Here is a 19335-nt window from a genome sequence, read left to right as displayed (position 1 = left end):
CTCCGGCCGGCTCGATGGCCCCGCTTGAGAATGGCCGGTTTGTGAGCCAGGCCACAGCGCCTCACCCGCATGGGCGCAGATCGCCCGTGGCACACTGGCCCTAGTACCAGTAGCAGCGCACTCCGGGGTCGGTGTAATTCCGAACCGGCGGTTATAGTCCGCGACCCGTCCGCAGCCGGCGGCCGGTTGACCAGGTGAAATTCCTGGACCGACGGTTAAAGTCCGGATGGGAGGCAGTGCGCGGCGGGCCAGTCACCGGTACGCCGCCGTCGGCGGTCCATCGGGCGTATCCCCAACGGGATACCACCGGAGGGACCCGCTCGTCCGGCCTCGGCGTCCTCGCGTGTGCTACCCGCTTCATCTGTCGTATCCCGACAGGCCCCGGAGTCCGTGCCCGATGAGGCAGGAGGACCCGGTGGCGACAGACGCCGCGCAGACCGCACCCGAGACGGGTGCCGCCGCCATGCGCCGGGCGATCGCGCTCGCGGCCCGCGGACTCGGTTCCACCAGCCCCAACCCCGTCGTCGGCTGCGTCATCACCGACGCCGCCGGAACGGTCGTCGGCGAGGGCTGGCACCAGCGGGCCGGCGGCCCGCACGCCGAGGTCCACGCCCTGCGCGCCGCCGGCCCCGCCGCCCGCGGCGGCACCGCCTACGTCACCCTCGAACCCTGCAACCACACCGGCCGCACCGGCCCCTGCGCGCAGGCCCTCATCGAGGCGGGCGTCGCCCGTGTCGTCTACGCCGTCCCCGACCCGAACCCGCAGGCCAGTGGTGGCGCCGCCACCCTGCGCGGCGCCGGGATCGAGACCGAGGGCGGCTTCCTGGAAGCCGAGGCCGCGGCGGGCAACACCGCCTGGCTGACCTCCGTACGCCTGGGCCGCCCCCACGTCACCTGGAAGTACGCCGCCACCCTCGACGGCCGCAGCGCCGCCGCCGACGGCAGCAGCCGCTGGATCACCTGCCCGGAGTCCCGCGCCGACGTCCACCGGCTGCGCGCCGAGGCCGACGCCGTCCTGGTCGGCGGCGGCACCCTGCGCGCCGACGACCCGCACCTCGCCGTACGCGGCGTCGCAGGGGCCACCCAGCCCCTGCGCGTCGCCCTCGACACGCACGCCACCCTGCTGCCCGGCGCCCGGGTCCTCGACGACGCGGCCCCCACGCTGGTCGTGGTCGCCGAGGACGCCGACACCCGGCACCTGCCCGGCGTCGACCTGCTCCGGCTGCCCCTGCACGACGGCCGCGTCGCCGTCCCCGAACTCCTCACGGCGCTGCACGCCCGCGGCGTGCGCTCCGTGTTCCTCGAAGGCGGCCCCGCCCTGGCGGGCTCCTTCCTCGAAGCGGGGGCCGTCGACCGCGTCGTCGGCTACCTCGCCCCGGCCCTGCTCGGCGCGGGCCCCGCGGCCCTCGCCGACGCCGGCGTCACCACCATCGCCCACGCGGTGCGCCTCGACATCACCGAGGCCGTCCGCGTCGGCACCGACCTGCGCATCACCGCCGTCCCCACCACCGCCCCCAAGGAGCACTGAGTGTTCACCGGAATCGTCGAAGAACTGGGCGAGGTCACCGCCGTCGAGCAGCTCGCCGAAGCCTCGCGCTTCCGCCTGCGCGGCCCCCTCGTCACCGAGGGCGCGAAGCACGGCGACTCCATCGCGGTCAACGGTGTCTGTCTGACCGTCGTGGAGACCGCGGACGGCGAGTTCACCGCCGACGTCATGCAGGAGACCCTGAACCGCTCCGGCCTCGGCGCCCTCGTCAAGGGCTCGCGGGTCAACCTGGAGCGCCCGATGGCGCTCGGCGGACGCCTCGGCGGCCACCTGGTGCAGGGGCACGTCGACGGCACCGGCGAGATCCTCTCCCGCACCCCCTCCGAGCACTGGGAGATCGTCAAGGTCGCCCTCCCGGCGCACCTGTCCCGCTACGTCGTGGAGAAGGGCTCCATCACCGTCGACGGGGTCAGCCTCACCGTCGTGGAGGCCGCCGCCGACTGGTTCACGGTCAGCCTCATCCCGACCACCCTGGCCCTGACCACGCTCGGCCTCAAGCAGCCCGGCGACCCGGTCAACCTGGAGGTCGACGTGCTCGCCAAGTACGTGGAACGGCTGCTGGCCGCCGGAGTGAACCCGCTGCGCACCGAAGGAACCGAAGGAGACGCCCAGTGAGCGCCCTGACCTGGCTCAACGCCCAGGCGTTCGAGATCGTCGGCCAGAAGGTCATCTGGTCCGACATGATCGGCAACCTGATGGGCCTGGCCGCCCTCGCGCTCGGCTGGCGCCGTTCCCTGTGGACCTGGCCCGCCCAGCTCCTGTCCGGCCTCATCCTGATCGCCGCCTACGCCTCCGCCCACCTCGCCGGCGGCGTCGGCAAGCAGCTCCTCGTCATCGGCGTGGCCGTATGGGGCTGGCGGGCCTGGCAGCGCGGCCGGCGGCAGGCCCAGGACGGCTCCATCGCCGTGCGCACCGCGAGTTGGCGCGAGCGCGGTGTGCTGCTGGCCGGAGCGGCCCTCGGCACCCTCGCCGTGGGCGGCCTGTTCACCCTGTTCCCGAACCTGTCGTGGAGCCCGTGGGCCGACGCGTACATCTTCGTCGGCACCATCGTCGCGATGGTCGCCCAGGCCCGCGGCCTGGTCGAGTTCTGGTTCGCCTGGCTCCTCGTCGACCTCGTCGGCGTCCCGCTCGCCTTCACCAACGGCCTGGCCTTCTCCGGCCTCGTCTACGTCGTCTACTTCGCGCTCGTCCTGTGGGGCGCGTACGACTGGTACCAGCGCTCGCGCACCACCACCGCCCCGGCCCTCGAAGGAGCAACGGCATGACCACCCTCAAGCCCGTGCCGGACGTGCCCGAAGACGCCCCCGAGGAGACCTTCCGCCTCGACCCCGTCGAGCAGGCCGTCCGGGACATCGCGGCAGGCCGCCCGGTCGTCGTCGTCGACGACGAGGACCGCGAGAACGAGGGCGACCTCGTCATCGCCGCCGAGAAGGCCACCCCCGAGATCATCGCGTTCATGATGAGCGAGTGCCGCGGGCTGATCTGCGCCCCCATGGAGGGGCCCGAGCTGGACCGGCTCGAACTGCCCCAGATGGTCCAGCACAACACCGAATCGATGAGGACGGCCTTCACCGTCTCCGTCGACGCGAGCGCCGCCCACGGCGTCACCACCGGCATCTCCGCCGCCGACCGCGCCACCACCCTGCGGCTGCTGGCCGCCGGGACCTGCGAGCCCTCGGACTTCGTCCGCCCCGGCCACATCTTCCCGCTGCGCGCCAAGCCCGGCGGCGTCCTGGTCCGCGACGGCCACACCGAGGCCGCCGTCGACCTCGCCCGCCTCGCGGGGCTGCGCCCGGCCGGCGCCATCGTGGAGATCGCCGGCGAGGACGGCGTCATGCTGCGGCTGCCCGAGCTGATCCCCTTCGCCCGCAAGCACGGCCTGACGATCATCTCCATAGAGGATCTGATCGCCTACCGCCGCTCCGCCGAGCCGACCGTGCGCCGCGAGGCCGAGGTCAACCTGCCGACCGCCTTCGGCGGGTTCACCGCGTACGGCTACCGCTCCACCGTCGACGGCGTCGAACACGTCGCCCTCGTCCACGGCGAGGTCGGCGAGGGCGACGACATCCTGGTCCGCATGCACTCCGAGTGCCTGACCGGCGACATCTTCCAGTCCCAGCGCTGCGACTGCGGTCCCCAGTTGCACGCCTCCATGGCGCGCATCCAGGCCGAGGGCCGCGGCGTGGTCGTCTACCTGCGCGGCCACGAGGGCCGCGGCATCGGACTGCTGTCCAAGCTGCGCGCGTACGAACTCCAGGAGCGCGGTCGCGACACCCTCGACGCCAACCTGGAGCTGGGCCTGCCCGCCGACGCCCGCGACTACGGGGCCGGCGCCCAGATCCTCGCCGACCTCGGCGTGCGCAGCGTGCGGCTGCTCACCAACAACCCCGACAAGGCGGACGCCCTCGTCGGCCACGGCATCGCCGTCGCCGGCCGGGAGTCGATGCCGATCGAGGCGGGCGAGCACAACCTGCGCTACCTGCGCACCAAGCGCGACCGGATGGGTCACGACCTGCCCTGGCTGGAGGGGCCCGTGACCACCTCGGCCTGCGGCAACCAGTAACCCTTCACCATCCCCACCCGTACCGACCCCCTACACGAACCACGAGGAGCAGAGCTGTGAGCGGCAAGGGCGCACCCGAACTGAGTGTGAAGAACTGTGGCGACCTGCGGGTCGCCGTGATCGCGGCCCAGTGGCACGAGAAGGTCATGGACGGCCTGGTCGACGGCGCCCTGCGGGCCCTGCACGAGCTGGGCATCGACGAGCCCACCCTGCTGCGCGTCCCCGGCAGCTTCGAGCTGCCGGTCGTGGCGAAGGTACTGGCCGGTCGCGGCTACGATGCCATCGTCGCCCTCGGTGTGGTCATCCGTGGCGGCACCCCGCACTTCGACTACGTCTGCCAGGGCGTCACCCAGGGCCTGGTACAGGTGTCGATCGACACCGGAGTCCCCGTCGGCTTCGGCGTCCTGACCTGCGACAACGACGAGCAGGCGCTGGACCGCGCCGGGCTTGAGGGGTCGAACGAGGACAAGGGGCACGAAGCGGTCACCGCCGCCGTCTCCACCGCCATGACCCTGCGGACCGTCAGCGAACCCTGGCGCTGAGCGGCGGCGGGGGACCCCTTATTCTGAGGACCATCATGGCGAACAAACCCACCAAGAGCTTCGAAGAGCTCTTCACCGAGCTCCAGCTCAAGGCCGCCAACGGCGACCCCGGCTCCTCCCGCACCGCCGAGCTCGTCGGCAAGGGCGTCCATGCCATCGGCAAGAAGGTCGTCGAGGAGGCCGCCGAGGTCTGGATGGCCGCCGAGTACGAGGGCAAGGAAGCCACCGCCGAGGAGATCTCGCAGCTGCTGTACCACGTCCAGGTGATGATGGTCGCGCGCGGGATCTCCCTCGACGACGTCTACGCGCACCTGTAGACCCCGGCCGGAGCACAGCCCGCGGGTCCCCCGCCCGCACCCGTTCTTTCGCACCTACGCACCCGAGGAAGCCCCATGCTGCGCATCGCCGTCCCCAACAAGGGTTCACTCTCCGGACCGGCGTCGGCGATGCTCCATGAGGCCGGCTACCGGATGCGCAAGGAGTCCAAGGAGCTCGTGGTCGTCGACCCCGAGAACGGGGTCGAGTTCTTCTACCTCCGCCCCAAGGACATCGCGATCTACGTGTCCTCCGGCAAGCTCGACATCGGCATCACCGGCCGGGACCTGCTGCTCGACTCCGGGGCCAGCGCCGAGGAGATCCTGCCGCTGAACTTCGGCAGGTCCACCTTCCGCTACGCCACGCTGCCCGGCACCGCGAAGGGCCCCGAGGACTTCACCGGCATGACGATCGCGACCTCGTACGAGGGAATCGTCGCCAAGCACCTCGCCGAGAAGGGCATCGACGCCTCCGTCGTCCACCTCGACGGCGCGGTCGAGACCGCCATCCAGTTGGGCGTCGCCCAGATCATCGCGGACGTCGTGGAGACCGGCACCAGCCTGCGCAACGCCGGCCTGGAAGTCATCGGCGAGCCGATCCTCACCTCCGAGGCCGTCGTCATCCGCGGCAACGGCACCGACCCGGACGACCCGCAGGCCCAGCAGTTCCTGCGCCGCCTCCAGGGCGTCCTGGTGGCCCGCAGCTACGTGATGATGGACTACGACTGCCGCGCCGAGCACCTGGAGCGCGCGGTCGCCCTCACCCCCGGCCTGGAGTCGCCGACCGTCTCCCCGCTGCACAACGAGGGCTGGGTCGCGGTCCGCGCCATGGTTCCCGCCAAGGAAGCCCAGCGGATCATGGACGACCTGTACGAGCTCGGCGCGCGCGCGATCCTCACCACCTCGATCCACGCCTGCCGGCTCTGACCCCGACCCTCCGGAACCTCGCAGAACCGAGCGCACACCATGGCCGACGCCGCCGCCCAGCCCGCACCCCCCGCCCTGCCGGTCACCTTCCGGCCGACCCGCACCCGGGCCGTCCTGCTGGGCGCCGGCCTCGCGATCCTCGTCACCATCACGGCGATCGCCCTGCTCCTGGACCTGCACCCCGGCGAGCGGATCAGTTTCGTCTGCACCGCGGTCCTGCTCAGCTCGGTCCTCGTGCTGCTCAGCCGCCCCAAGGTGGTCGCGGACGAGGCGGGCGTCACCGTCGTCAACCTCACCCGGACCCGGCGCCTGGCATGGGCGCAGATCCTCCGGGTGAACCTCCGTCCGGGCGACCCCTGGGTCTTCCTCGACCTGAGCGACGGCACCAGCCTCCCCGTCCTGGGCATCCAGCCCGGCATCGCCAAGGCCCGGGCCATCGGCGACGCGCGGGCCCTGCGCGCCCTCGCCGAGGCCCGCGGGAGCGGTGCGAAGGAGCACTGACCCCGGGTTCCCCGCTGCGTCCCATTGCGGCGGCGATCCCAATGACTACCCTGGTGGCGGGGCGCGATCGTGCGCCCTCCCACCGGCCCCGGGACCCTGTGGCCCGTGGGCACCTGCGACTTGAGGAGTGACTCCCTCCAGCAATGGACGGATCGTCCGGTAGTACCCGCGCCGCCCTTCCCCCGGAGGCGGCGGCATGACCACCCCGCTACTCCTTCTCGTGGCGGCGTTCGCCCTGATCCTCGCCAACGGCTTCTTCGTGGCGGCCGAGTTCGGCCTCGTCACCGTGGAACGGCCCGAGGCCGAACGCGCCGCCGCCGACGGGGACCGCCGTGCCCGCACGGTCGTCGCCGCCCTGCGCGAGTTGTCGTTCCAGCTCTCCGGGACCCAGCTCGGCATCACCATCACCTCACTGGTCGTCGGCATGCTCGCCGAACCGGCCCTCGCGGCCCTGCTGTCGGGCCCGCTCGGCGCCACCGGCCTGCCCGCGGGCGCCGTCTCCGGCGCCGCCGTCGTCATCGGCATGCTGCTCGCCTCCGCCCTGCAAATGGTCGTCGGCGAGCTCGTCCCGAAGAACTGGGCGGTCTCCCGGCCGCTCCAGGTGGCCCGGTTCGTCGCCGGACCGCAGCAGACCTTCTCCCGTGCCTTCCGGCCGGTCATCGCCGCCCTCAACGCCGTGGCGAACCGTCTCGTACGGGCGCTCGGCGTGGAGCCGGCGGAGGAGATGGCGTCCGCCCGCACCCCCGGCGAGCTCGTCTCCCTCGTCCGCCATTCGGCCCAGGCCGGCGCCCTGGAGCAGGACACCGCCGACCTCTTCGTGCGGACCCTGTCGCTGGGCGGGCTCACCGCCCAGCACGTCATGACGCCCCGGGTGAAGGTCAGCGCCCTCCAGCACACGGCCACCGCGGCCGACGTGCTCAACCTGACCCGGGCCACCGGCCTGTCCCGGTTCCCCGTCTACCGCGAGCGCATCGACGAGATCACCGGCGTCGTCCACCTCAAGGACGCCCTCGCCGTACCCGAGGCGGAGCGCGCCCGCACCACCGTGACGCGCATCTGCGTCGCCCCGCTGCTGGTGCCCGGCTCGCTGCCGGTACAGCCGCTGCTGGAGCGGCTGCGCAGCGAACAGCCGATGGCCGTCGTCGTCGACGAGTACGGCGGCACCGCCGGAGTCGTCACCCTGGAGGACATCGTGGAGGAACTCGTCGGCGAGGTCCGCGACGAACACGACCTCGTGGACGACGACGGCCCCGAGCTGGCCGCCGTGGCCGCCGAGGACGGCCGCCCCTCCTGGGAGGCCGACGGGAGTTGCCGGGTGCACACCCTGCGCCGGATAGGCATGGAGGTGCCCGAAGGCCCGTACGAGACCGTCGCCGGTCTCGTCGCCGACCTGCTCGGCCGGATCCCGGCCCCCGGGGACCGCGCCGAACTGCCCGGCTGGAAGCTGTCCGTCCGCCAGGTGCGCCGCTACCGGGCCGAACGCGTACGGCTGGTGCGCACCGCCCCGCTCACGGCTCCCGCCGAACTGGAGGCGGTGGGCCGGTGAACGCGCTCCTCCTGTTCTTTGCCCTGCTGCTCGTCCTGGCCAACGGCTTCTTCGTCGGAGCCGAGTTCGCACTCGTCTCCGTACGTCGCAGCCAGATCGAACCCCTGGCGGCCGACTCCAAGCGGGCCCGCCAGGTGCTGCACGGCCTGGAGAACCTGCCCCGGATGATGGCCGCCGCGCAGTTCGGCATCACCCTGTGCTCGCTCACCCTCGGCGCGGTCGCCGAACCCACTGTGGCCCGGCTGCTGGAGCCCGTCTTCCACGCCGTCCACGTCCCCGAGGGCCTGATCCACCCGCTCGGCTACGCGGTCGCGCTCGCCGCAGTGGTCTTCCTCCACCTGGTCATCGGCGAGATGGTCCCCAAGAACCTCGCCATGGCCGCACCCGAGAAGACGGCCCTGTGGTTCAGCCCCGGCCTGGTCGCCTTCGCGCGCCTGTGCGGGCCGGTCACCACCGCGCTCGGCGCCTGCGCCACCTTCGTCCTGCGGCTCTTCAAGGTGGAGCCCAAGGACGAGGTCGAAGCCGTCTACACCAGCGCCCAGCTCGGCCGGCTCCTCAAGGACTCCCGGCAGGCCGGGCTCCTGGAGCCGGTCGAACAGGAGCGGCTGGAGGACGCCCTGGAACTGGGCACCCGCCCCGTCACCGACGTCCTGCTCGCCCGGGACCGGCTCGTCACCGTCGGCCCCGACGTGACGCCGCGGCAGATCGAACAGCTGACGGTGCGCACCGGTTACTCGCGCTTCCCCGTCCGCTCCGGCAACGGCGCCTTCATGGGCTACCTGCACGTGAAGGACGTCCTGGACCTGGAGGAGCGGGAACGGGCCGTACCCCAGCGGGTCTGGCGCCGGATGACGACGCTGTCCTCCACCCTCCCGCTGGACGACGCCCTGACGGTGATGCGCCGCGACGCCACCCACCTGGCGCAGGTCGCCGACCCGGGCGGCCGGGTGCTGGGCCTGGTCGCCATGGAGGACGTCCTGGAGATGCTGGTGGGCGAGGTCCGCGACCCCGCCCACCGCACGCCCCCGCCGGCCCGCCGCGCCCCCGCCCCGGAAGACGCCATGGCCGGCTGACCGGGGCGTGGTGCCCCGGCCGGCGGACTCGCCCGGTCCGCGAACCCGTACCGCCGGGTCCGGGGCCGGGCGGTCAGGCGTAGCGGTCGAAAAGGGCTTCGAGGTAGTCCTCCAGCCGTCGGGTCAGGACCCCGACCGTCAGGTCGACGCGGCCCAGGTCGCGCCAGGGGACGGCCACCTTCTCCGCGTCCGGGGCGAACGCCAGGGCGTCCAGCAGCCGCCAGTGGAGGTGGTCGGCGCCGTCATCGCCCAAGGTCCCGCCCGCGGCCGCGTAGCGGTCGGCGAAGGCCATGCCGGCGGGCACCCCGTGCAGCAGGGCCAGGGCCGTCGAGCAGTGGGCCACGTCCAGGTCGGCCGGGCCCCAGGACGTCTCCACCCAGTCGACCACCCCGCTGATCCGGAGGTCGTCGCCGGTGCCGGTGAAGAGGACGTTCCCCGGGTGGAAGTCGCGGTGCAGGAAGCGACCTCGATAGGCCGGGGGATCACGGCGGATGACGTCGACGGCGCGCCGCCAGAGCCGGGGCCGCACGGTCACCGTGGGCGGGCTCACCCGTTCGGGGGAGGTCCAGGCCTGGTAGGTGCGGGGCCGTCGTGGCTCGGGCACCGCCAGCCGGTGGACGCGCACGAGTTGCCGGGCCAGGAGTTCGGCGCGGCGCTCGGCGTCCGCTTCGCCCAGGCGGACGTCCCCCGGCAGGAGGGACATCAGCAGGGAGGGGTGGTCACAGTGCCGCGCCGTCGCGTCCACGGCCGCGACGGTGGCCGCGGGGACGTCGGTGTCGGCGAGTAGGCGCAGGACGCTCGCCTCGCGGGTCAGCAGCCCCTCCGCGTGCCGGACGTAGAAGGGTTTGACGAAGGACCGCAGGACGAGCGAGCGCCGGCCTTCGGGGCCCCGGACGTCCAGGCGGCGCATCCGCGAGGTCCAACCGCCGCGCAGCGGCACCACCTCGTCGATGCGTTCCCCCTCCGCCAGCGCGTTCTCCACCCAGGAGCGCGTGGCGCCCCAGTCCCGATCGTCAGGTTCCGCGCCGGTGTCCCCGGCCCCCTCGTCCGTACGCATGGGGGCAGGTTATCCGCCGTCCTGCCGGCGTCTTGAGGCGTGTCACAGGTGGTGCCCCGCCGGGGAGGCGAGCTACAAGGGCGGTGGCTCCGGGCGTTCTTGGGGGCCGCGGCCCGAGAGGACTTCGCCGTAGGCCTGCATCAGGTCCGCCAGCCGCAGCGTCGACAGGTCGTCCCGGGACGGGTCGCCGGCGAAACCGGCCAGCCGCAGGTCCCGGTAGGCGCAGCTCTTCTCGTACAGGGTGCGCAGGAAGCGGCCGTTGCCCAGCTCGTCGATCCAGCCCTGCTCGACCACGTGCCCGCTGATGCTGCGCAGCTCCTCCAGGGCCTCCTCGTCCCAGCGGTCGCCGTTCGCGTCCGCCAGCACCTCGCCGATGGAGGTGAGTTCGGGGGGCCGGTAGCTCGGGAAGTCCACCCGGGTCGTGAAGCGCGAGGACAGCCCCGGGTTGGTGCTCAGCAGCCGGTCCATTCCCGCCGGATAGCCCGCGAGGATGACCACGAGGTGGTCGCGGTTGTCCTCCGCGCGCTTGAGCAGCACCTGTAACGCCTCGTCGCCGTACGCGTCGCCCTTGCTGTAACCGGAGTTGGAGAGGCTGTACGCCTCGTCCACGAACAGCACCCCGCCGATCGCCGAGTCGATCAGCTCGTTGGCCTTGACGGCGGTCTGCCCCAGGAACTCGCCCACCAGGTCGGCCCGTTGCGCCTCCACCAGGTGGTCGCCGCCCAACAGGCCCAGTGCGTAGAAGACCCGGCCCAGGATCCGGGCCACCGTGGTCTTGCCCGTGCCGGAGGGCCCCGAGAAGACGAAATGCCGCTTGGGCGGCTGTACCGGGAGCCCCTGGTTCGCGCGCAGCCGGGACATGTGCAGTTGCGCCGAGAGGGCCTTCACCTGGCGTTTGACGGGCTCCAGCCCCACCATCCGCTCCAGCTCGGCGAGCGCCTGCTCCAGGGCCCGGGGGTCGGCGGGCCCGGCGGGCAGACCGGCGGGCGCGCCCTGTGCCGGTAAGGCCGCCTTGTGGCGCATGCCGTCGGCCCGGCCCGCGTCCGTCCGCCCCGCGTCCGTCCACCCCGCGTCGATCCGGCCCACGTCCGGCGGCCCGAAGCGGGCCTCCGCGGGGTCGGACAGCAGCGGGTCCGGCTCCGCCTGGCCGTCCGCGGCGGTGTCCTGCGCGGGACCGCCGCCCCCGCCGCCGAGGGCCACGGCGAGGTCCCCGCCCGCCGGGGCCGGCCCGTGCCCGGCGAAACCCTCGGCGGAGTGCCCGTAGCCCGCGTAGCCGGCCATGTCGTCGGGGTCGCTGCTGTCGGCGATCGCCGTCAGACGGGCCGCGGTGTCCATGAACGCGGGGTCCACCCGGTGCACCGCCCGGTACAGGGGCAGCGCCGCGGCGCTGCGGCCCGTCCCCTCGTGGGCCCGCGCCAGCCAGTACCGCAGCTCCTTGCGCTGTGGTTGCTCGCTGCGACATCGCATCAGCGCCGCCGCCAACATCGGCTCCGCCTGCCCGTACATCTCCAGCCGGACCCGGGCCATCCCGCCGAACAGCCGCGCCTCGATGCCCAGTTGCGGATCGTCCACCAGCGGTTCCGTGTGCCGCACCAGCTGGTCCCAGTCCTTGACCAGGTAGGCCCGGCAGGCGTGCAGGAAGCGGACCTGCGGATCGGTGTCGACCGGGGGCAGCGCGGCCAGCGCCTGGTCCAACTCGGGCACGTGCCGACCGTCCAGCCAGTGCGAGGCGTGGGCCAGCAGCAGGTCCCGGCGGCTCTCCAACACCGGCTGCACCCACCATCCCAGCCAATACCAGGAGTTCAACGTCCGCCGGTGCCGGGCGCGCTGCTCGCCGAAGCGGTCCCGGTGCGCGTACATGCGCAACAACGCGTCGGTGGTGTCCACCCGGAGCGCGTGCAGGCCCAGCCAGGCGTCGGCCATCGCCGGATCGAGCCGCACCGCCGTGCGGAACTCCTCCTCCGCCTGCGGGTAGGCGCCCATGGTGCAGGCGTCGACGCCGCGCAGCCAGGCGAGTTCGGCCGGGGCGTGGGTGCTGCCCGGCATGCCGAAGTCCATCACATCCCCCACAAGCCTGCCCCCGTGGTGCGCGGCAACCCGCGCGACGATCCCGTGAGTTGTCCACCATGCCGAAGAAATCAGGGCTGCATCGTACCCGCGGTGACGCTCCTTACCCAGGGTGCGGCGGTCGCGGGTGACAGACCCCGCCCGCTCGCGGCGGTGACTCTCGGTGAAGATCGGGGAGGGTGCGCGGCCCCGGCCGGTCGCCTTCGGCCCGCGTCGGGACAGAACGAAGCCCCCGATCACGGGGGAACAATCGGGGGCTCCGCGTCCGCCGCGATCCTCGCGGACCGCGCATTCAGAACGTAAGGCCGTCGCGGGGGCGCGGTCAAGCGGCTCGGGACAGCCCTGCGGAGGGCCGGCGGGGGCCGTGCTCAGGCCCGGGGGAGCTCGTGACGCTCGGTGACGGAAGTCGGGGCTCCCGAGGTCGCAGCAGCCCCGGAAGTCCACTCGTATCCCGTACCGCTCTGGCGTACCAGGGTGTCGGCGAAGGGGCGCGAAGGGTCGTCCGAGAAGTGCGCGAGCTCCGCGCGCTCCCATGCGTCCCAGAAACCGGAAAGTTCACGCCCGTCCCGTTTCCGCCCGCGCCCCCAGGACCGCTCGCGCGGCGTCTCCATCCACAGCAGCCGCGCCAGCCACGGGCGCAGCGCGCGCCGCCCCGCCCCGACACCCTCGACGATCAGCACCGGGGCCGGCTCCAGCACCCGCTCTGGGCCGAACCGGCGCAGCACCCAGTCGTACGGCGCCCAGTGCGCGGGCCGGCCGGCCGCGAGCGGCTCCAGGACCTGCGCGCGCAGCCGCCCGTACCAGTCGAACAGCTCCTCGTGCGTGGCCACGTCGTCCAGGTGCAGTACGGGAGCCCCGCCCAGCGCCTCGGCGAGCCGCTCCGCGAAGGTGCTCTTGCCGGAGCCGGCGTGCCCGTCGACGCCGATCAGCCGGACCGGCCCGAGTGACGGCGGCAGGGCGGTGAGCTCCCGCGCGAGCGGGCCCAGGGGCCGGCCGGGGGAGAGGGGGGAGTGCTCGGGCTGTTCCACCCGGCCAGCCTATGACCGGTGGGCCCGGCGGCCTGATCCGGTGCCGCCGGTTCCCCGACACGGCCGCCCGGCTTCCGCCGCCCGTCGTGCGGGAACTGGAAGGGTGGACCCGTCGATCCACCGCACCGACCGACCCCAGGGGGCCTCCACCATGACCGCACCCACCCCGCGCAGGGCCCTGCTCGCCGCGGCCCTCGCGGTCGCCGCCGCGGCCACCGTCCCCGGCGGGCCGGCCTCGGCCGCCGCCCGGCCCGGCCGGGCCGCCGGCGCGGATGCCGGTACAGACGTCGGGACCGGCCCCGACGCCGATTCCGGGGCCGGCGCCACCGCCCCGACGATCGACAACCGGTTCTGGTACGCGTACGCCCACTGGCAGGCCGGCACCCACCACGGCACCAAGGCCGTCGACGGCGCCCGGCCCGGCCTGGAGATCGCGGCCCCGGCGGGCCGGACGGAGTACACCGACCCGCACACCGGCAAGAAGGCCGCCTGGGACTACGCCGCCTGGACCTCTCCCGTACACCGCTCCACCGTCCCCGCCACCGAGGCCATCGCCTCCTGGAACGCGCGCACCCCCGCCGGGACCTGGATCCAGACGGAGCTGCGCGGCACCTATGGCGACGGCACGACCACCCCCTGGTACGTGATGGGCCGCTGGGCCTCCGGCGAGAGCGACATCCGCCGCACCTCGGTCGACGGCCAGAGCGACGGCCGCACCACCGTCTGGACCGACACCCTGGCCGTCGATCCGCCGGCGAAGGCGAGCGGCCTTCGCCTGCGCGACTGGCAACTGCGCCTGACCCTCCACCGCAAGCCCGGCACCACCGGCGGACCCACCGTGTGGCTCGCCGGCGCCATGGCCTCGGGCGTCCCGGACCGGTTCACCGTGCCCCCGTCCAAGCCCTCCGGCACGGCCCACGAGCTCAAGGTCCCGCGCTACTCGCAGGAGATCCACATCGGCCGGTACCCGGAGTACGACAACGGCGGCGAGGCGTGGTGCAGCCCCACGTCCTCCCAGATGGTCATCGAGTCCTGGGGGCGCAAGCCCACGGCCCGGGACCTGGCCTGGGTGAACCCCTCCTACTCCGACCCGCAGGTCTGCCACGCCGCCCGCTCCACCTATGACGCCGCCTACAAGGGCTGTGGCAACTGGCCGTTCAACGCCGCGTACGCCGCCACGTACCGGGACCTGGCCGCCGTGGTCACCCGGCTGGCCTCCCTCACGGACCTGGAAACCCTGATCCGCGCGGGAATCCCGGTCATCACCTCGCAGTCCTTCCTGCCCCGGGAGCTCACCGGGGCCGGGTACGGCACGGCCGGCCACCTCATGACCGTCGTCGGCTTCACGGGGGCCGGCGACGTGATCGCCAACGACCCCAACTCGGCGGACGACGCCGCGGTGCGCCGGGTCTACCGCCGCGCCGAATGGGAGAACATCTGGCTCCGCACCAGGCGCCACAACGCCGCCGGCAAGGAGGTCCAGGCCACGGGCGGGGTCTGCTACCTCTACGTGCCGGCCCGTCCCGGGGTCGCACAGCTCACAGCTCTCCGCGCGGTCGGAGTGATCTGACGAATTCTTACCGCCGAATGGGTTGTAAGTGGGACATAAGAGGGCAGAGGGGGTGTAGGAGCAGCTTCAACAGGAGGCAGTCCGACATGACCACGCACTCAAGCATCGAACACCACCCCGACCTCGCGGAGATGCGCACGCGGTTCGAGCAGGTCACCAGCACGCCACGCGCGCAGGCGGTGGAGGCACTGGCCCTCATCACGGGCCTCTACATCGCGGCCTCGCCGTGGATCGCCGGATTCAGCGTGCTGAGCGCGCTGGCGGTCAACAACCTCATCGCAGGCTTGGCGTACTGCCTGTGCATGGGCGGACTGGGGACCGCGTACGAACGCACCCACGCCATGGCGTGGACCGCCGTCGGCATCGCCATCTGGACGATCGTCGCCCCGTGGGTCATCGCGGGCAACGTCGACACGACCCGCTCGGTGATCAGCAACGTCATCGCGGGCGCCGTCGGAACCCTGCTGGCCCTGGCGATGGCCGCCATGGCGGGCCCGGGACGCCGCGGCGCCGGCCGGATGCGCCGCGCCTGACCGCGCGACGGCGACCGGAGACCCGTACGGCCCGTACCCGTCCCATCCCTTGACTGCCGGACCCGTTCACGCCCGCCGCTCAGCGCGGCGGGCGTGACGCGCGCCACGCGTGATGCTCGTCTCTACCGCGAAAGCCGCGAAGGCTGCCACATTGGACGGCATGACCGCACGCACCGCCGCCCTCCCCGCCCTCTCCGCCCAGGCCCTCACCGCCCGCGCCCGCCGGCTCGTCGGCACCGGTGGACCCGAGGAGGACAACGCCTGGCTGGAACACGTACTCGGCTGGACCCTGGTGGTCGTGGTCGCCATGTTCGTCACCCAGGTCGGCTGGCTCTGACCGTCCCACCCCCGCGTCAATCCCCGGGCCGGCCCCCGCGCGCTCACGACGCCTCCAGCCGAAGCCCGTCCGTGACGATCACGTCCGACGTCACCAACGCCTGCTCGGCGCTGACGCGCGTCATGAAGACGAACGGCGGGATGACCGGGGGAGCAGGCAACCCGTCGGGGCTGAACGTGACGCACAGCAGCCCCTCGACGCATCCGCTGAACCGGGTCAGGTACAAGGTCACGTCCCCGCGCAGTTCCAGCGACGACGCGGCCAACCCTTACTCCCCCCGGCCGTCGCGGGTGCGCAGCCGGTAGTCGGTGAGCGTGGCGGCCGCCATCTTGAGCACCAGCACCTTGCGCGGTCCGTCGACCGTGGCCACCTCGGTGACCCCGGCGAGCGCGAAACCGCGGGGTGCGAAGCGCGAGGTCGTCACCGTCGGGGGAGTGCGGGCTGCCGTGACCGGCGCCGCGCGCGCCGCGGCGCGCGCCTGCGGGGCGCCCGCGCCCGCCGTCAGCGAGACCAGCAGCGCCACCGGCAGTGCGGCGGCCAGGACGCGCGGTGCGCCGCCCGCGCGGGGCGCGCCCCCCGGTTCCCCGGCCCCCGCCGGAAGCGAGGTCGGGCGCGGGCCGGGGCGGGTGGTCGGGCGGGTGGTCGGGCGAGGGGTCCAGCCGAAGGCCAGCGCGCTGCCCGTGACGCCGAGCAGCATCCCTACCAGGAAACCGCCGAGGTTGGTCGCCACGAAGGACAGCACCGACAGCAGCAGGGCGTGCACGGAGACGTACGCCTTCGCCTGCGGCAGGAACCACAGGAAGAGCGCCGCCACGACCAGCGCGGCCCCGATCCCGACGGCCGCTGTCCCGCCGAGACCGAGGCCGACCAACACCGTCAGCGGGGAGAGCGGGACCAGCAGCAGCTCGACCCCGCCCAGCAGGACCAGCAGCCCGCCCCAGAACGGTCGGGTACGCCGCCAGGCGCGCAGCCTTCGCCGGGGGCCGGACAGCGGCAGCCGCAGCGGCGCCCCGCCTAGAAGCACTGCTCGCCGTCCAGGCTGACGTTCAGCCGCATGCCCTTGAGCCGGAAGTTGCCCCCGGTGGCGGACCAGGCGTGCGACTTCACGTTCAGCACCTCGATGTTCCCGGCCTGGAGCCCGAACGCGCCCGGCTCCCCCTTGACCCCGTCCACCTGGTCGAGGGTGGAGGCGTCCCGGCCGATCTGGGCGGTGCCGAAGGTGGCGTCCCCGTCGAGGTCCTCGCCGTCGATCACCAGATTGCTCGCGGTCACCTGTCCGGCCGGTCCGCCGGCGGTCAGCTTGAAGACGACCGTGCCCAGCGGGGTCTTCACCCGGGCGGCCTGGCAGATGTCGGCGAGGGTCGCCTCGCCGATCCCGAGCAGCGCCACCGGGTGTCCCTTGCCGTCCGCGGACCGGTCCGTCTGGACATGGGAGGCGAGCCCCTTGCTGCTCAACTTGGAGGAGGAGACCTGGAAAGCGGTCCCCGATACCGCGAAGGACGCGGCCGGCGCGCCCTGGGCCATGACCGTGGTCATCACCCCGATGGCGAGGACCGCGGGCAGCGCCAGTGCCGCCGATTTGCGCCAGTGGACCCGGCCCTCGGGCATGGTGTGCGAGCTCATGGAAGTGCCTCCCGTACGTCGTCCGTGCGCAGGGGAAGTGCGTGGGAACAGGTCTGCCGTACGCGGCGTCCTGTGGGAGTCCGAGGCTAGGGCCGTATTTGACTATTAGTCAACAACGCGGTCGACGGAGCGACGGGGTGACCGGCCGTTCCGGGATGAGTGGACGGAACTCAGCCCCACGGGGCGGGAGTTGCTGACCGACGCCTGACCGGTGCCGGCCCGGGTGGGGCCGCCGCACAATGTCGCCGGAAGAATCGGCGGCCACTGCCCGTGAAGCAACGATGCGCCGCTTTGGCCGTGATCGAGTGGTTCCTTACCGAATGACCGACTCCATCCGTAGTCGAGGAGGGCTCGGGCGCCGTCGGGGACCTTGGCGATCAACGCCCGGTGACGGGAAGCCCCTGATCGGGCATACTCAAGCCGCCGCAGCCGCTGAACAGGCCCTTCCGTGATCCGGGAGGGCAGTATCGGCTGTGAGAGCACCGAGAACCGGCGGCGCGTCCCACACCTCACGCGCCGTCGCCGTGCCCGATGAGGGAGGAGAGCGCCGCCATGAACGACCGCGCCCCGCAGCCGGTGGAACGACAGCTGCCCACCGAAGAGTCCCGCGATCTGCTCGCGCTCGTACGCGAGATCGCGCAGCGGGAGATCCGCCCCCGGGCCGCCGAGGAGGAGGACGCCGGTCGCTTCCCGCGCGAGGTCTTCACCCTGCTGTCCGACGCCGGCCTGCTCGGCCTCCCTTACGACGGCGAGTTCGGTGGCGGCGAGCAGCCGTACGAGGTCTACCTCCAGGTGCTGGAGGAGCTCGCGGCGGCCCGGCTGACCGTCGGGCTCGGCGTCAGCGTGCACTCCCTGGCCTGTCACGGCCTGGCCGGGTACGGCACGGAGGACCAGCGAAAGGCCCACCTGCCCGCGATGCTGGGCGGCGGCCTGCTGGGCGCGTACTGCCTTTCCGAGCCGGCCGCGGGCTCGGACGCGGCCTCCCTCGGCACCAAGGCGGTGCGCGACGGCGACGACTGGGTGATCAACGGCACCAAGGCGTGGATCACCCACGGCGGGATCGCGGACTTCTACACCGTGCTCGCCCGTACCGGCGGCGAGGGCCCCAAGGGCATCACGGCCTTCCTGGTCCCCGGTGACGCCCCCGGCCTGACGGCGGCGGTTCCCGAGAAGAAGATGGGCCTCAAGGGCTCGCCCACCGCGCAGCTGCACTTCGACGGCGTACGGGTGTCCGACGCCCGGCGCATCGGCGAGGAGGGTCAGGGCTTCACGATCGCCCTCGCCGCCCTCGACGCGGGCCGCCTCGGCATCGCGGCCTGCGCGATCGGCGTGGCCCAGGCGGCCCTCGACGAGGCCCTCGGCTACGCCCTGGACCGCAAGCAGTTCGGGCACCCGATCGCGGACTTCCAGGGGCTGCGCTTCATGCTCGCCGACATGGCGACGAAGATCGAGGCGGGTCGGGCCCTGTACCTGGCGGCGGCGCGGCTGCGCGACGCCGGCAAGCCGTTCTCCCGGCAGGCGGCGATGGCCAAGCTGTTCTGCACCGACGCGGCGATGGCCGTGACCACCGACGCGGTCCAGGTGCTCGGCGGCTACGGCTACACCGCGGACTTCCCGGTGGAGCGGCTGATGCGCGAGGCCAAGGTCCTCCAGATCGTCGAGGGCACCAACCAGATCCAGCGCATGGTCATCGCCCGCCACCTGGCCGGCCCGGAATCCCGCTGACCCTCCCGCCCCGGCCTCCCGGCGCCCGGCCGGGGTGAGGATGCCGGCGCGCACTGGCGGCTGCCCCGGCCCCTTCCGGTGCCCTTCCGGTCGGCACTGTGGGCGCCCGGCGCCCGGCGCCAGCCCCGGCCCGGCCTGTCGGGTGTGCTGCCGGTCGGCACCGTGCGGTGCGTGGCGCGGGGAGATGGGCTCTTGCCGTCGGGCCGGCCGCCCGGGCCGGGGCCCGGCTCTCGGGCGCGCCGGTCCCCACCGGCGGGTCAGTGCGTGGCGCGGGCGGGAGACGGGCTCTTGCCGTCGGCCCGCCGCGCCGGCACCGCAGAGCCCGATGCCGAGGGCGGCGTAGGGGTATGCCCGGCTACGCCGGTGCCTCCGCGCGCCCCACG

General features: G+C 73.2%; 20 protein-coding genes and 1 riboswitch. Of the genes, 14 read left to right on the top strand and 6 right to left on the bottom strand.

What is annotated here, in order from left to right; all coding sequences use genetic code 11:
• Positions 1 to 113: 113 nt before the first annotated feature.
• Positions 114 to 244: riboswitch (FMN riboswitch) on the top strand.
• A 219-nt stretch (positions 245 to 463) separates the two neighbouring features.
• The 10 genes from ribD to ACFVXJ_RS07695 all read left to right on the top strand — a co-directional run bounded on the left by ribD (position 464) and on the right by ACFVXJ_RS07695 (position 9012).
• Entirely contained in the window at positions 464 to 1528 is a 1065-nt protein-coding gene (gene ribD / locus ACFVXJ_RS07740; RefSeq protein WP_389660986.1) for a bifunctional diaminohydroxyphosphoribosylaminopyrimidine deaminase/5-amino-6-(5-phosphoribosylamino)uracil reductase RibD, read from the top strand.
• Positions 1529 to 2161 (top strand): riboflavin synthase, encoded by a 633-nt coding sequence (locus ACFVXJ_RS07735; protein WP_389660259.1) that lies wholly within the window; start codon positions 1529 to 1531, stop codon positions 2159 to 2161.
• Entirely contained in the window at positions 2158 to 2811 is a 654-nt protein-coding gene (locus ACFVXJ_RS07730) for a nicotinamide riboside transporter PnuC (protein WP_389660256.1), read from the top strand. The genes ACFVXJ_RS07735 and ACFVXJ_RS07730 overlap by 4 nt, the downstream gene beginning before the upstream one ends.
• Positions 2808 to 4109: a bifunctional 3,4-dihydroxy-2-butanone-4-phosphate synthase/GTP cyclohydrolase II gene (locus ACFVXJ_RS07725; RefSeq protein ID WP_389660253.1), complete on the top strand. Its 1302-nt coding sequence runs from the start codon at positions 2808 to 2810 to the stop codon at positions 4107 to 4109. The genes ACFVXJ_RS07730 and ACFVXJ_RS07725 overlap by 4 nt, the downstream gene beginning before the upstream one ends.
• A gap of 56 nt (positions 4110 to 4165) precedes the next feature.
• Positions 4166 to 4651: a 6,7-dimethyl-8-ribityllumazine synthase gene (gene ribH / locus ACFVXJ_RS07720; protein WP_007262951.1), complete on the top strand. Its 486-nt coding sequence runs from the start codon at positions 4166 to 4168 to the stop codon at positions 4649 to 4651.
• A gap of 35 nt (positions 4652 to 4686) precedes the next feature.
• A complete protein-coding gene (locus ACFVXJ_RS07715) occupies positions 4687 to 4968 on the top strand; it encodes a phosphoribosyl-ATP diphosphatase (RefSeq protein WP_136210765.1) in 282 nt (93 codons plus the stop codon).
• Between the two features lie 75 nt (positions 4969 to 5043).
• Positions 5044 to 5892, top strand: a complete 849-nt coding sequence (gene hisG / locus ACFVXJ_RS07710) for an ATP phosphoribosyltransferase (RefSeq protein ID WP_389660249.1) — start codon at positions 5044 to 5046, stop codon at positions 5890 to 5892.
• A 39-nt stretch (positions 5893 to 5931) separates the two neighbouring features.
• Complete coding sequence (locus ACFVXJ_RS07705; RefSeq protein WP_389660246.1) at positions 5932 to 6393, top strand: PH domain-containing protein; 462 nt, start codon at positions 5932 to 5934, stop codon at positions 6391 to 6393.
• Positions 6394 to 6589: 196 nt separating this feature from the next.
• Positions 6590 to 7939 (top strand): hemolysin family protein, encoded by a 1350-nt coding sequence (locus ACFVXJ_RS07700; protein ID WP_389660243.1) that lies wholly within the window; start codon positions 6590 to 6592, stop codon positions 7937 to 7939.
• Positions 7936 to 9012, top strand: coding sequence for a hemolysin family protein (locus ACFVXJ_RS07695; RefSeq protein WP_389660240.1), 1077 nt, complete (start codon positions 7936 to 7938; stop codon positions 9010 to 9012). The genes ACFVXJ_RS07700 and ACFVXJ_RS07695 overlap by 4 nt, the downstream gene beginning before the upstream one ends.
• A gap of 73 nt (positions 9013 to 9085) precedes the next feature.
• Here ACFVXJ_RS07695 and ACFVXJ_RS07690 read toward each other — a convergent pair whose 3' ends face one another.
• The 3 genes from ACFVXJ_RS07690 to ACFVXJ_RS07680 form a co-directional block, all read right to left on the bottom strand.
• Positions 9086 to 10069: a phosphotransferase family protein gene (locus tag ACFVXJ_RS07690; RefSeq protein ID WP_389660237.1), complete on the bottom strand. Its 984-nt coding sequence runs from the start codon at positions 10067 to 10069 to the stop codon at positions 9086 to 9088.
• 72 nt (positions 10070 to 10141) lie between these two features.
• Entirely contained in the window at positions 10142 to 12127 is a 1986-nt protein-coding gene (locus ACFVXJ_RS07685) for an AAA family ATPase (protein ID WP_389660234.1), read from the bottom strand.
• A gap of 377 nt (positions 12128 to 12504) precedes the next feature.
• Complete coding sequence (locus tag ACFVXJ_RS07680) at positions 12505 to 13122, bottom strand: uridine kinase (RefSeq protein ID WP_389660984.1); 618 nt, start codon at positions 13120 to 13122, stop codon at positions 12505 to 12507.
• Between the two features lie 193 nt (positions 13123 to 13315).
• On the opposite strand from ACFVXJ_RS07680, the gene ACFVXJ_RS07675 reads away from it, so the two are divergent.
• The 3 genes from ACFVXJ_RS07675 to ACFVXJ_RS07665 all read left to right on the top strand — a co-directional run bounded on the left by ACFVXJ_RS07675 (position 13316) and on the right by ACFVXJ_RS07665 (position 15604).
• The gene (locus ACFVXJ_RS07675) at positions 13316 to 14734 is read left to right on the top strand and encodes a peptidase C39 family protein (RefSeq protein ID WP_389660231.1); all 1419 of its coding nucleotides are present in this window, start codon (positions 13316 to 13318) and stop codon (positions 14732 to 14734) included.
• Positions 14735 to 14820: 86 nt separating this feature from the next.
• Entirely contained in the window at positions 14821 to 15267 is a 447-nt protein-coding gene (locus ACFVXJ_RS07670) for an SPW repeat protein (RefSeq protein ID WP_389660228.1), read from the top strand.
• Positions 15268 to 15427: 160 nt separating this feature from the next.
• Positions 15428 to 15604, top strand: a complete 177-nt coding sequence (locus tag ACFVXJ_RS07665) for an SCO1431 family membrane protein (protein ID WP_389660225.1) — start codon at positions 15428 to 15430, stop codon at positions 15602 to 15604.
• A 43-nt stretch (positions 15605 to 15647) separates the two neighbouring features.
• Here the strand turns inward: ACFVXJ_RS07665 and ACFVXJ_RS07660 are convergent, their stop codons facing one another.
• From ACFVXJ_RS07660 to ACFVXJ_RS07650, 3 genes are read right to left on the bottom strand one after another with little or no spacing between them, the layout of a single operon-like run.
• Positions 15648 to 15869 (bottom strand): hypothetical protein, encoded by a 222-nt coding sequence (locus ACFVXJ_RS07660; protein ID WP_389660222.1) that lies wholly within the window; start codon positions 15867 to 15869, stop codon positions 15648 to 15650.
• A 3-nt stretch (positions 15870 to 15872) separates the two neighbouring features.
• Positions 15873 to 16628 (bottom strand): DUF6114 domain-containing protein, encoded by a 756-nt coding sequence (locus ACFVXJ_RS07655; protein ID WP_389660219.1) that lies wholly within the window; start codon positions 16626 to 16628, stop codon positions 15873 to 15875.
• Complete coding sequence (locus ACFVXJ_RS07650) at positions 16619 to 17227, bottom strand: DUF6230 family protein (protein WP_389660217.1); 609 nt, start codon at positions 17225 to 17227, stop codon at positions 16619 to 16621. The genes ACFVXJ_RS07655 and ACFVXJ_RS07650 overlap by 10 nt, the downstream gene beginning before the upstream one ends.
• A 552-nt stretch (positions 17228 to 17779) precedes the next feature.
• Here ACFVXJ_RS07650 and ACFVXJ_RS07645 point away from each other — a divergent pair.
• On the top strand, positions 17780 to 18952 hold the full coding sequence (locus ACFVXJ_RS07645; RefSeq protein ID WP_389660214.1) for an acyl-CoA dehydrogenase: 1173 nt from the start codon (positions 17780 to 17782) through the stop codon (positions 18950 to 18952).
• Positions 18953 to 19335: the final 383 nt, after the last annotated feature.

The sequence above is a fragment of the Streptomyces sp. NPDC058279 genome (genome assembly GCF_042881255.1).
GTDB lineage: Bacteria > Actinomycetota > Actinomycetes > Streptomycetales > Streptomycetaceae > Streptomyces.
The sequence above is the reverse complement of the archived record's forward strand: the minus strand, read 5'-3'. Positions and strand labels throughout refer to the sequence as shown.

Coding starts and splice junctions, on each gene's coding strand:
- ACFVXJ_RS07665 (WP_389660225.1), top strand. CDS start 15,428: ATGACCGCACGCACCGCCGCCCTCCCCGCCCTCTCCGCCCAGGCCCTC.
- ribD (WP_389660986.1), top strand. CDS start 464: ATGCGCCGGGCGATCGCGCTCGCGGCCCGCGGACTCGGTTCCACCAGC.
- hisG (WP_389660249.1), top strand. CDS start 5,044: ATGCTGCGCATCGCCGTCCCCAACAAGGGTTCACTCTCCGGACCGGCG.
- ACFVXJ_RS07650 (WP_389660217.1), bottom strand. CDS start 17,227: ATGAGCTCGCACACCATGCCCGAGGGCCGGGTCCACTGGCGCAAATCG.
- ACFVXJ_RS07705 (WP_389660246.1), top strand. CDS start 5,932: ATGGCCGACGCCGCCGCCCAGCCCGCACCCCCCGCCCTGCCGGTCACC.
- ACFVXJ_RS07685 (WP_389660234.1), bottom strand. CDS start 12,127: ATGGACTTCGGCATGCCGGGCAGCACCCACGCCCCGGCCGAACTCGCC.
- ACFVXJ_RS07700 (WP_389660243.1), top strand. CDS start 6,590: ATGACCACCCCGCTACTCCTTCTCGTGGCGGCGTTCGCCCTGATCCTC.
- ACFVXJ_RS07715 (WP_136210765.1), top strand. CDS start 4,687: ATGGCGAACAAACCCACCAAGAGCTTCGAAGAGCTCTTCACCGAGCTC.
- ACFVXJ_RS07675 (WP_389660231.1), top strand. CDS start 13,316: ATGACCGCACCCACCCCGCGCAGGGCCCTGCTCGCCGCGGCCCTCGCG.
- ACFVXJ_RS07645 (WP_389660214.1), top strand. CDS start 17,780: ATGAACGACCGCGCCCCGCAGCCGGTGGAACGACAGCTGCCCACCGAA.
- ACFVXJ_RS07670 (WP_389660228.1), top strand. CDS start 14,821: ATGACCACGCACTCAAGCATCGAACACCACCCCGACCTCGCGGAGATG.
- ACFVXJ_RS07690 (WP_389660237.1), bottom strand. CDS start 10,069: ATGCGTACGGACGAGGGGGCCGGGGACACCGGCGCGGAACCTGACGAT.
- ACFVXJ_RS07725 (WP_389660253.1), top strand. CDS start 2,808: ATGACCACCCTCAAGCCCGTGCCGGACGTGCCCGAAGACGCCCCCGAG.